Source organism: Arthrobacter sp. YA7-1 (assembly GCF_025960325.1).
Lineage (GTDB): Bacteria > Actinomycetota > Actinomycetes > Actinomycetales > Micrococcaceae > Arthrobacter > Arthrobacter bambusae_A.
Genome location: NZ_CP110116.1, coordinates 79,905 through 89,800 on the forward strand (window position 1 = coordinate 79,905; position 9,896 = coordinate 89,800).

Annotated in this window: 12 protein-coding genes; 5 read left to right on the plus strand and 7 right to left on the minus strand. The window is 63.7% G+C overall.

All coding sequences use genetic code 11. The features are described from left to right. The first annotated feature begins 483 nt into the window (after positions 1-483). Both OIT41_RS20780 and OIT41_RS20785 read left to right on the plus strand, forming a co-directional pair. Positions 484-957 (plus strand): RHS repeat-associated core domain-containing protein, encoded by a 474-nt coding sequence (locus tag OIT41_RS20780; RefSeq protein ID WP_264638164.1) that lies wholly within the window; start codon positions 484-486, stop codon positions 955-957. Between the two features lie 364 nt (positions 958-1,321). Beyond that, a complete protein-coding gene (locus OIT41_RS20785) occupies positions 1,322-1,456 on the plus strand; it encodes a hypothetical protein (protein ID WP_264638113.1) in 135 nt (44 codons plus the stop codon). A 601-nt stretch (positions 1,457-2,057) separates the two neighbouring features. Here OIT41_RS20785 and OIT41_RS20790 read toward each other — a convergent pair. The 7 genes from OIT41_RS20790 to OIT41_RS20820 all read right to left on the minus strand — a co-directional run bounded on the left by OIT41_RS20790 (position 2,058) and on the right by OIT41_RS20820 (position 7,852). Beyond that, positions 2,058-2,483 carry a DUF4913 domain-containing protein gene (locus OIT41_RS20790; protein ID WP_264638114.1) on the minus strand — a complete coding sequence of 142 codons (426 nt, stop codon included), beginning with the start codon at positions 2,481-2,483 and terminating at the stop codon, positions 2,058-2,060. Further along, complete coding sequence (locus OIT41_RS20795) at positions 2,476-4,245, minus strand: type IV secretory system conjugative DNA transfer family protein (protein ID WP_264638115.1); 1,770 nt, start codon at positions 4,243-4,245, stop codon at positions 2,476-2,478. Before OIT41_RS20795 ends, OIT41_RS20790 begins: the two co-directional genes overlap by 8 nt. A 61-nt stretch (positions 4,246-4,306) precedes the next feature. Further along, on the minus strand, positions 4,307-4,873 hold the full coding sequence (locus OIT41_RS20800; protein ID WP_264638116.1) for an SCO6880 family protein: 567 nt from the start codon (positions 4,871-4,873) through the stop codon (positions 4,307-4,309). A 1-nt stretch (position 4,874) separates the two neighbouring features. Next, a complete protein-coding gene (locus OIT41_RS20805; protein ID WP_413542342.1) occupies positions 4,875-6,194 on the minus strand; it encodes a hypothetical protein in 1,320 nt (439 codons plus the stop codon). Next, positions 6,194-6,919: a hypothetical protein gene (locus tag OIT41_RS20810; protein WP_264638118.1), complete on the minus strand. Its 726-nt coding sequence runs from the start codon at positions 6,917-6,919 to the stop codon at positions 6,194-6,196. The genes OIT41_RS20805 and OIT41_RS20810 overlap by 1 nt, the downstream gene beginning before the upstream one ends. Positions 6,920-6,932: 13 nt before the next feature. Continuing rightward, positions 6,933-7,220, minus strand: coding sequence for a hypothetical protein (locus tag OIT41_RS20815; RefSeq protein ID WP_264638120.1), 288 nt, complete (start codon positions 7,218-7,220; stop codon positions 6,933-6,935). A 14-nt stretch (positions 7,221-7,234) separates the two neighbouring features. Then, entirely contained in the window at positions 7,235-7,852 is a 618-nt protein-coding gene (locus tag OIT41_RS20820) for a DUF6668 family protein (RefSeq protein ID WP_264638121.1), read from the minus strand. A gap of 96 nt (positions 7,853-7,948) precedes the next feature. Between OIT41_RS20820 and OIT41_RS20825 the strand changes: the two genes are divergently transcribed. The 3 genes from OIT41_RS20825 (at position 7,949) to OIT41_RS20835 (ending at position 9,890) form a co-directional block, all read left to right on the plus strand. After that, positions 7,949-8,254, plus strand: coding sequence for a helix-turn-helix domain-containing protein (locus tag OIT41_RS20825; RefSeq protein ID WP_264638122.1), 306 nt, complete (start codon positions 7,949-7,951; stop codon positions 8,252-8,254). Between the two features lie 70 nt (positions 8,255-8,324). Next, positions 8,325-9,350: a CHAP domain-containing protein gene (locus OIT41_RS20830; RefSeq protein ID WP_264638123.1), complete on the plus strand. Its 1,026-nt coding sequence runs from the start codon at positions 8,325-8,327 to the stop codon at positions 9,348-9,350. 12 nt (positions 9,351-9,362) lie between these two features. Next, entirely contained in the window at positions 9,363-9,890 is a 528-nt protein-coding gene (locus OIT41_RS20835; RefSeq protein ID WP_264638124.1) for a hypothetical protein, read from the plus strand. Positions 9,891-9,896 lie beyond the last annotated feature (6 nt).

Genomic DNA, 9,896 nt, shown 5'->3' on the forward strand with positions numbered 1-9,896 from the left:
GACGGTTCACACCGCCTTGGCCGGGTTTGGGGCAGCCGCTCTCGTGGGCGCTCTGAAACCATGACATCAAGTACACGACGCGAGGGGAACCATGTTCACGGCATTTGAGTTGATAGGGATCATCGGACTGTTGGGGGTCTTTGCCGTTTTCGGTTTCATGCTTGTGCGGCGCCCTGGGCAGAAGATGAGTTTCAAACACAACCGTGGACCCTATATAGCTCTCCTGTCGCTTCTCGCCATTTCGTTGATTGCTCTGACGATTCATGTTTTTACCGTTGCACATTAGTCATGCCACGCAGTGGCGAACCAGGTGCGACCCAACCACCAGATACATCCAGGACAGAAGCAGCACCCGCTCGTTTTAGCGGCGGTCGTTGGTGAGAACGGGAACGCCGATAAGTAGACGCCCGACTGAGGGGTGATTAGCGGTTCGTGCGCACGAGGAAGTTCGTTCCTGGTGGCTCCATCCCAAGTCGAGAGCGGATGCAGGTTTGCCGGGGGAGCCGTCACTGTGTTCAAACCCAACGCACCAAATTCGGCGCCCGCTACTACAACCCCTACCGCGGCCGCTTCACCCAACCCGACCCCTCCGGACAAGAAGGCAACCGCTACCTCTACGCGGGAGCTGACCAGGTAAATACCGCCGACCCTAGCGGTCTTGATTCAGGGCTTGTCGGAGGCACCTTCTGCGTGTTCGTCTGCGCAAGCCTGGGGTTGGCCCAAGATTCCACGGGACAATACGGACTTGCTGCCTCATTTGGGGTCGGCCCGGAACTTAGCGCTTCCGGGACGGCCCAATGGTCGCCGCAGAATGTCTCAACAGGAATTTCAGCGGTAGTGAGCTGTCAGGCTGGCCCCCTTTCAGGTTCGTTTTCTCCCGGATCGTGGTCTGTGGGAGTATCAACCCCCGATGGCCTTGGATGTGACTATTCAATTGGCGCAACTCTCGCCCTGTGATGACGCCGTGCACCCTGATGGAGACCGGTTTGAGTAACGAAGCGAAGGAAGAACATGTACGTCCTTTTTGGCTCTGTGGCGGCGATCCTAGGCTTGCTCAGTGTTTGGCAGCGACGGAGGCTGAGGTTTGTCAGCATCAGGTTGTTGAGCCAAAGCGGCAAGCTTGGGGAAGCAATGAATGCGTTTCAACACGAAAAGGGATACTTGTACGGTGGACTGTTGATGGCTGCTGCGGGAATAGCGACCGTTGTGTTCGGGCTGTTGACAGGCCGGTAGAGCTACCAGCGACGCCTCACGAAAAAAGAACGTGGATTTTATTCCCCGCAAGTCATCTCAAAACACATGTATGGAAGGAGGCTGACACATGGAAATGTTGATACCAAGTCCCGGGGGTGGAGCAGGAGCAGAATATGCCTTGCCGGTGATCGTAATATCTGTCATTGTCTTCGTTATTTTAGCGATCGTGGTCACCGTCATTTATCGCAATCGCCGAAAATAGTGGCGTTCAGAACTCCGCTGGACGATGGGGCGGGAGAGTCGATCCTTCAAACGTTATTTGGCTGCGGACTTCGGCTGTCTGTCTGGAGTGGCAGGTGTAGCGGTCAGTGATCAACAGAACGGCACCAGTGCTGGCCCCGACGGGTACATAGGAGCTTGTGCTGGCGGTGCGCTCATAGGCGCAGCGGGAGCCGGACTCGCCGCTGCAGTCATCAAATAGGAATGAACCGGCAAAAGGATACGCATGCTAACGCCATATATATGGATATCGATTCTATGCCTTGTCCTTATCGTAGGAATCGTCTTCTACATCATTACCAGACGCCCACGCGTCACGCTCGACGACGGTCAACACAAATTTCTCTTGTTCACCGTAATCGCAGCCACGGTTGTCGGCCTTGTCTCCGCAGGGCTCCATGTTTGGGTAGTCACACGAAAATAATGATGCTGATCATGCCTCCCGTAGGGTGGGGCACCTTGGAGCAACTTAGGGGCTCAGCCCAGTCCCACTTCCTTCCCTGAGGACGAACCGTTTGTCGGCGGAAAGCTCCTTGTACTCAGGGTCGCCATCCAAAGAGAGATCCATGTGACCAGCATCCTGATCAGAACAGCCCCGCCGGGGGTTCCTCGCAGGGCAGCGAGGCGAGCTTTGAGCGGTGGCCATCGTCCGGACTGCAGCCCTTGAACGGGCCGTCGGCCGAGAGCAGGACGGACATGTGGTGGTCTGCGTGATCACGCCACCACACGCTCATTCCCGTGGTTCCGTCCAGGCGCAGGAACTCCCAGGCCCGCCAGAGTGCTTCCAGACGGCTGATCGCTTCCGCGTGTTTCCACCACTGCGGGCACCAGGTCACCCCGCCCTGCACGTTGATCTGACGGCGGTAGGTGGTGGCCAGCTTGTCGCTGACGAACTCGGCGACGTTCGGATAGAACAGCTCGGGTGCGTCGGCGTCGTCCTCAGCCGGCTCCTGGGCGTCAGCTCCGGAGTCCTCTAACTCGTCGTCCCACTCCCCCAGTCCCTCATTCATCGGATACACCCGCAGCGATCCACCGGTTGCCGGTGCCGGCAGCCGGCCGGTTGGCCGGGTCATGGGCCTTGATTGACGCCCGGACTGCTTCGGCGTGCGGGCCGTTCATCCAAGGCACCGTTTCCAGCAGTGCAGCGGGGGCGCCGGAGGCGAACATGATTGCACGGCCACGGGGGAACGCGGCCAGGTCCGAGATGTCCAGGGTGCGTTCCTTGCGGTCGTCGTCGTGGTTGTAGGAGGTACCTTGTTTGGATCGGCTTTTGGTCATGTTGGAGTACCGGTACTCCCCCACCAGCTGCGCGAGCTCGTTCAGGAACTCGGCTTCGGCCACGCCGCCGCCGTAGACCTTGATGTTGGCTGCGGACCAGAGCTTGCGCATCCCGTCACGTCCCCAGACTTCCACGCCCTGGGACCAGGATTGAAGGATGGTCATCAGGACGATGCCCCGGGATCCGTAGTGGCTGTAGAGGTTCGGCAGCTCGCGCCAGCGGCAGACGTTGGCCGCTTCGTCTAGGACGCCGATGATGGGCGTGGCCAGCCGCCCGCCTGGCGAATACACGGCAAGTTCTTCTGCGGCCTCGACCGTGGCCACGGTCAGGGCCGTCACCAGCGGGCCGGCGGTCCCCTTGCCCTCTGTGGAGAGGCTGTACAGCGTGCCTTTGGACCGGACGAACGCGGCCGGATCGAACTGCGGTCGCTCGTCGTTCTCGCCCTGCGGGGTCACCCAGCGGGCCACCTGGCGGTTGGTGAGGCAGGACGCCATCTGAAGTGCTGTCCCGTAGACGCCGCCGCGCTGTTTCTCGGGGGCGTTGATGACGCCGCCGACCGCGTTGGAGGTCTGGATGAAGCCGTGGGCCTTGAGGATGTCCACTGCCTCGTCGTCTGCCGGCCGTGTCAGCCAGGTGTGGACCTGCGTGATCGGCCGTCCGTCGAGGGCGGCCGCGAGCAGGAGGCCGGCAAGAAGATCCTGGCCGGCAGGATCGAAGTAAGCATCTGTCTTGGCGTCCGGGCCACGGGAGCCGGCGGCGAAGTGGTCAGCCAGGCGGGCGGCCCGCACTTCGTCCGTGACGTAGGACAGTGGGTTCCACCACCATGTGGGTTCCTCGAGCGCGACCGCCTGGGGATCGAAGACCCACACCGGCCCGTCGACGGCCCGGACGTCGCGCGTGCCGTCAACGATGTCCCGCTTGTTCGAGGTGACCAGGGCAGCTCCCGGGGCGGCGAGGATCGCCGGGATTGCACGGGATGTCGTCTTGCCGGTTCGAGGTCCCCAAACGTCGATGTGCATGTCTTCCCAGGAGCCGTAGACCATCTGCCCGCCCAACACCGTTTTGCCGACCGGGACGCCGGGTGAGCCTTTCACGCCCAGGCGCTCGGCTGTCGCCGTCGCCCCGCGTAGGCTCAGCGCCCGCAGATCCCGGCCCTTGGCCATGTGCCGGGCTGCGACGTCCACGCGGGAACGCTTGGAACGGCGGCGCAACACGGACCGGACGATGAGGACCGCCAGGCCCAGGATCACGACGCCGAAGCCGATCAGCAACCACGTGGCGGCCGCCGGCCAGGCGACTTTGTGGGTGAACAGGCCGAAGACCAGTTCGAACGGGTTGGCCGGCAGCGCCTGACCGGTGGGGGTCAGGAGGTTGCCCAGGTGAACGGCCCCGGTCACGGAGCCGACCCCCAGCACCACGGCGGTGATGAAGATCCAGAGCAGGATCGTCTCGCCGTCGAGCCGGGATCTCTTGCCGCTGTTTGGTGCACCCATCAGTGTTCCCCTTCGTCGTGCCAGCGCTTGTTCGTGTCGTGCAGGGATTCCTCTACGCTTGTCAGCTTGAGGGCGACGGGGACTCCCGGGCGGCCGCCGACGCCAGCCAGCCGCCCCAGTTCGCCACCCAGGCATCGACCTGCTCGGGATCAACCAGAGACGCACCGTCAGGCTGCGTGCCGAAAACGACGGTGTAGTGAGCGGTGGACGGAAGGTAGATCAGCGCGAACGGGCGGCCATAGGAGTCCGCGAACTCGTAGAGTTTCGATCCGGCGGCGATCCCGGGCAGCTGGTACTCGCCCCAGAGGGTCAGTCCCAGCGGGCCGGAACGGTAGATGTTCGCGCGTTTGCGGCGCGCCGAGCGGAAGGCCAGCCGCGCGAAGACCCGTTCGCCCAAGGACTTGTTGTGCTTGTCCGTCACCGAGACGACGGCCAGCGCCAACCCCAGGACAAGAAGGGCAACCAGGCCGGCGGCCCAGCCGCCGACGAAGAAGCAGACCACGGTGACGATCAGGCCAATAAACAGGCCAGCCGTCGCAAGACCGCCCAGAGTGCCTATGCCCGCCTTACGGGGCCGTCGCCAGTTGCCGTAGGTCGGTTCCCGGTACGTGTTCTCGATAGCAGCCATGTCAGGCACCCCCCGTTGATTCTTCGCTCATGTTCCTGGCGGCCCCGGCTGCCGCCTGCCCGGCCTCAACGCCCTTCTGCGCTGCCATCACGCCGACGCCAACCGGGCCGGCTGCCGCCGCTGCACCGCTAGCTGCGGCTCCGCCGCCTCCGGCCGTGGCCGATGCTCCGGTTCCTGCCTGTGCACCTGTCGCGGCAGGCGCAGTTGCTGCGGATCCCTGCCCGCCCGTCTTGCCTGCTGTACCGGAGGTTCCGGCTGTGCCCTGGCTCCCGGTCCCCGACGGCCCGTGAGACCCGGGAGACTGATTCGATGTGCTTCCCGGCGTCGTGCTGGCCGATCCGCCGCCGCCCCTGCCCGCGCTCCCCATGCTGATAGCGCCTGAAGCCAGGCCGCCGACAGTACCCGCAGCCAGTCCGCCGCCCCCGCCAGCGACCGCCCCGACCATGGGCGTCACGAACCGCATGAGTGCCGGCATCGCGAACAAGGCAATGACCATCAAAGCCAGCCCCGTGACCGTCGTCAGGAGCGCAGACCCGAAGTCCTTGCCGTCACCACCGTTCCCGAAGATCTTCGTGCCGGTAAGCCGGAAGGCCGTCGCGTAGATAATGGCGGCAGCCGGCTTGTAAAGGATGAAAGCGATCAGCCAGGCCGTGCACTTCTGGAACCAGCCCTTGCCCGCCTCGGTGTTCGTGAACGCGGCGGCCGTCGGGAAGATCCCCGTCAGCACCACCAGCAGGCCACCCCGGACGATCATGAGCACGATCTGGACAATGGAAGCGAGAATCGCAATCAGCCCCAAAAGGATGATCATGATCGCCCCGACCGGGCTGGTGGCCGAGAGCTGAAGCATGGCCGTGATGTTGTCGTTAAACGATGTCCCGTTCGTGGAGTTGTTGATGATCCACGCAGAGAACTGATCAGCAGCCACGGTCAAGAGCCCGACGGTGGCCACGCCGGCACCGGAAACGACAACGAGGGTCGCCAAGGAGCGTCCCAGATCCCGCAGCGGCGCGCCCCTGCGTTCGATGATCATCTTGGCCGCGCCCACGAGCACGGACAGGACGGCTAGAGCGGCCGTCCAGAAGTAGAGACTGTTCTGCAGGAACAGCACCGGATCACTCGGAGCGTTCCCGCCAGGCGCCGCTGTCAGGTTGGGAGTGCCGACGTTCACCCAGAACGTGCCTAGCGTCTTGACCGTCTGCCCCACGGCATCAGCAATCGCCTTGGCCATGTTCTTGATTGCGTCATTCGCGACGTCCTGAATTGCGGCGCCCGCCTGGCAAAACGGGTTTATTGTGTTCAAGCCAGAGCAGTCGGCCATTACACACCGGCCCACTCGATGTAGCCACTGAGGTCCGCGATCTGCCGTGAGCCGGTGTTGCCGGTGGCCGGTACAACAAACTTCCAGTCACCGCCGTACCACTGCAACGGAACCGGAATGGATACAAGGGTCCCATTTGATCCCTTGAACGCGAGATCGATCACGGCTCGATCAGAGTCATACGAGCGGATCGTGAATCCGACCAGCTGTGCGGTGACGGAATCCGGGACAGCGGTGGGTGAAGACTTCAGCACGGCATCACGTTCCGGACTTGGAACTGCCAGTTGCTCATATACGAGGGCTGCTTTTCCGGATGAAGACAACGCGGTTAGGTTTGTCGCTGCGTACAGCGCACCAGTTGGTGAGTGCGCAAAGCACGACCGAAGGCCGTTCGGTTCAGTCTTTCCAGGGCCGAACTGGTTGGGCGACGTCGGCGCAGCAACCTTTCCGACGAGCTCCCACTTGGTGTCGGCCGGAGCGGTGGCTGGTTTGGACTGGTCGCCGGCCGGGAGGCCGCACACGCTGGCCGCCTCCGTGGCAGTGGGCGGCGTGCTGCCGGTGCTCGCAGCAGTGGTGCTTGGTTCCGGTGCCGCGGTTCCGGTGCCTTTTGGCACGAGGGCGAGGATGATGCCAAGCGCGACGATGATCGCCACGACAACGGCCGAGATGATGAACTTAGGTTTGGTCAGCGGATTCTGGTCTTCGTTCACGGTCGGTTCTGTCATGGCCCGTCCCTCCTTAGACCAGGGCGCCGACGATGCCGCCGGCGGAGGCTGCGAGAATGCAGCCGCCCAGGACCCAGGCGAGACGGCCGGCGTGCTCGCCGCCCTCACCGCGTCGGTTGTTGATCATCATCGTTCCGGCGGTGATCAGGATGCCGGCGACGGCCAGGCCGAAGACGATCCAGGCAACCCACTTGAGGATTGTCAGAAGACCTTGGGAGCCGGGAGGGGCTTCGCCTGTGCCCGGGTTCGGGATCTCGGTAATGACGAAGCTGGAGAATTCCATGGCCTTGGAGAAAAGCATTGGTTTTCCTCTTTCTAGTTGGTCGGGAGCGAGGCGGTGGTGGTTGCTGCGATACGCACCTGCTCGAGCACGGTGCGGGCTTCTTTTGGAAGTTCTTCGGGTGGAACGTCGTGGCCGAGACGCCACGCTTCGATCCAGGGGAAGTGCCACAGATGGGGCACTCCCCCGCCCACTATTTGGGCGAACTCGCGGATCTCTTTCGGGAGCCGGCCGGGAGCGTCGGCCAGGATGGCGAGGCCGGCGACGCGGATTCCTGGAACCGTGCCCGAGGCCCATTCGGTGGCGGCCAGCTGCGCGGCGCGCAGGCCCGAGATGTTGGAGCGGGCAACGAGGACGACAGTGGATCCAGGGGCGGTCAGCGGCCAGTGATGCCCGGCTGCCCTGGTGCGCCTGTCCAGGCGCGCGAGAGTCGTTTCGCCCGCGCCCCCGTGGACGCCGAGCAACCAGTAGTCCGGGGCTTTGACCGTGACGTTCCATCGTGGAAGGCGGTCGGCGTGGTCCGGTTGCGGGACGCTGAGCTGGGGTCTGGTGGCTCCGGTGGGAGCGGTTGATTGCGGCTCATCGGCCGGTGCGGTTGGTTCGGCAATCGGCGGGTCGCCGAAGCTTACCCATCTGTTTCTTGAGCTCGACATTTAACATCCCCCTGTTATGTCCGCAATGATCGTATCCATAGCCACCGTCTCCGAAGGGCACCGAATGTATTCGATCATACGCAATAATACGCGATCATGCTGTATTATCTTCATATGTGGTGGGGAGACGCGCTGATGGACCGAAAGTACGTCGAGGCCCTGTTTAGCGGATTTCCCGAGCGATTGACAGTCACACAGCTCTCCGAGGCGCTGAACCAGTCGAAGCAGACGACCTACAAGTGGCTCCAGGCCGGCATCATCCCGGCCTACCAGCTGGATAAGACGTGGCTGATCTCACGGGATGAAGTCGCGGATTGGGTCTGGGAGAACCGGAACTCTCTGCGTGCGGGGCGCACGCCCGAGCCACAGGAAGAGCCTGAGCTGACCGACGAGCCGGGCTAAGCCCGGCAAATGTGAGGGGGACACATTTTGCAGCCGATCAAGGGCGCACCATTGCTGGTGGCGGGGGGCATTGGCCGCCCCTGTCGTTTTGGTGCTCTCGATCATCCTGTTCGGTGGCGGCTCCCAAAGCGCCGCCGACGTTTGCGCGCCTGCCGGCGGCAGTGTCAGCGTTGACGCCTCCAAGCTGCCCAAGGTGCCGGTGGCCGGTTACACGGGCGAGCAGTTGAAGAACGCCGCCCTGGTCATCAACGCCGGCAAGGCCCTGGGCCTGTCCGCCAGGGGCCAGACGATCGGCGTCATGACGGCCATGGGCGAGTCCGGCCTGCGCGTGTTGGATCACGGCGACGGCCCGGGCCCTGACTCCCGGGGCCTGTTCCAGCAGCGGGACAACGGCGCGTGGGGGTCCTACCCGGACCGCATGGACCCCACGACCTCGGCCACGAACTTCTTCAAGGCCCTGCAGAAGGTCAGCGGCTGGGAACAGCTCGAACCCACCATGGCCGCGCACAGGGTCCAGCGCAATGCCGACCCCTACCACTACCAGGCCTACTGGCCGGCGGCTGTGGAAGTCGTGGCCGCTCTGGGCGACGTCAAGACCACTGACGCCGGCGGCGAAAGCTCCTGTGGCATCCCCGGCGAATCCGGCAAGGGCGATGACCTGCCTTGGCGAACGGCCACGATCTACGAGCCCTCTCCCCTGGGCATGTTCAACCGCGAATGCGTCGACTTCGCTCTCTGGCGCGTCAATCAGCAACTGGGCAGCAACGGCGCCCCCTACAAGGAGCTCAACAGCACCTTCCGGCCTGACGGCGCCGTGCTCGGCTCAGCCCTCACCTGGAAGGACGGCTGGGACGCCAAGGGCTGGCCCACCGGCAAGACACCGCGCGTCGGCGCAGTCGTCTGGTACTCGCCAGGCACGGGCGGCGCAGACGGCACCTACGGCCACGTCGGAATCGTCAAGGCCGTCAACGGCGACGGCAGTTATCTGGAAGAGGGCTACAACGGCAACCCGGCCCCGAACGACCACACCTACTACACGCGCACGGTCCAGAACGGCGCCCCCAGTGCCTTCCTGTACCTGCCTGGCAGCCAGTAACCGAAAGGAACCATGAAACGCACCCTGACAGTCCTTGCCGTCGTGCTTGTGTGCACGGCCTGCGCGCCCATGGCAAACACGGGAGGAGGCCCGGAAAACCAACAGGTATCTACTTCCCCAGCCGTATCTGCGCCGCCCTCGCTCAGCGCAGGCGGCAAGGCCCAGGCCCCCGGCGGCACCGCCCCTGCCACCCTGGGCATCGCCTGGGACGAGCCGAGCAAGAAAGCAGCACTGGACACAGCAACCAAGGCCATGACTCTCTACGCAAGGCCCACGGTCCCGGACAAAGTGTGGATCCAGGAGCTGGGCCAGCTCCTCACCGCCCAAGCCGTGGCCGACTACCAGGACGTGGACCCGGCCAACATCCCGGTCAAGAAAATCACCGGCCCGGGCCAGCTGAAGATCGATGAAAGCAACGGCTTCGGCTGCCATGTCGTGTTCCCCACCGATGCCGGCGACTACGACGTGCAGCTGCTCCGCAGCGCGGCCGACAAGCCCTGGCAGGTCAACCGCTTCACACCCCCGAACGGCACCAAGTAAGGACAG

Excerpts from the sequence above, each read along its gene's own strand:
- OIT41_RS20815 (WP_264638120.1), bottom strand. The coding sequence starts at position 7,220 with ATGCTTTTCTCCAAGGCCATGGAATTCTCCAGCTTCGTCATTACCGAG.
- OIT41_RS20785 (WP_264638113.1), top strand. The coding sequence starts at position 1,322 with ATGGAAATGTTGATACCAAGTCCCGGGGGTGGAGCAGGAGCAGAATAT.
- OIT41_RS20835 (WP_264638124.1), top strand. The coding sequence starts at position 9,363 with ATGAAACGCACCCTGACAGTCCTTGCCGTCGTGCTTGTGTGCACGGCC.
- OIT41_RS20820 (WP_264638121.1), bottom strand. The coding sequence starts at position 7,852 with ATGTCGAGCTCAAGAAACAGATGGGTAAGCTTCGGCGACCCGCCGATT.
- OIT41_RS20805 (WP_413542342.1), bottom strand. The coding sequence starts at position 6,194 with ATGGCCGACTGCTCTGGCTTGAACACAATAAACCCGTTTTGCCAGGCG.
- OIT41_RS20780 (WP_264638164.1), top strand. The coding sequence starts at position 484 with ATGCAGGTTTGCCGGGGGAGCCGTCACTGTGTTCAAACCCAACGCACC.
- OIT41_RS20810 (WP_264638118.1), bottom strand. The coding sequence starts at position 6,919 with ATGACAGAACCGACCGTGAACGAAGACCAGAATCCGCTGACCAAACCT.
- OIT41_RS20795 (WP_264638115.1), bottom strand. The coding sequence starts at position 4,245 with ATGGGTGCACCAAACAGCGGCAAGAGATCCCGGCTCGACGGCGAGACG.
- OIT41_RS20825 (WP_264638122.1), top strand. The coding sequence starts at position 7,949 with ATGCTGTATTATCTTCATATGTGGTGGGGAGACGCGCTGATGGACCGA.
- OIT41_RS20800 (WP_264638116.1), bottom strand. The coding sequence starts at position 4,873 with ATGGCTGCTATCGAGAACACGTACCGGGAACCGACCTACGGCAACTGG.
- OIT41_RS20790 (WP_264638114.1), bottom strand. The coding sequence starts at position 2,483 with ATGAATGAGGGACTGGGGGAGTGGGACGACGAGTTAGAGGACTCCGGA.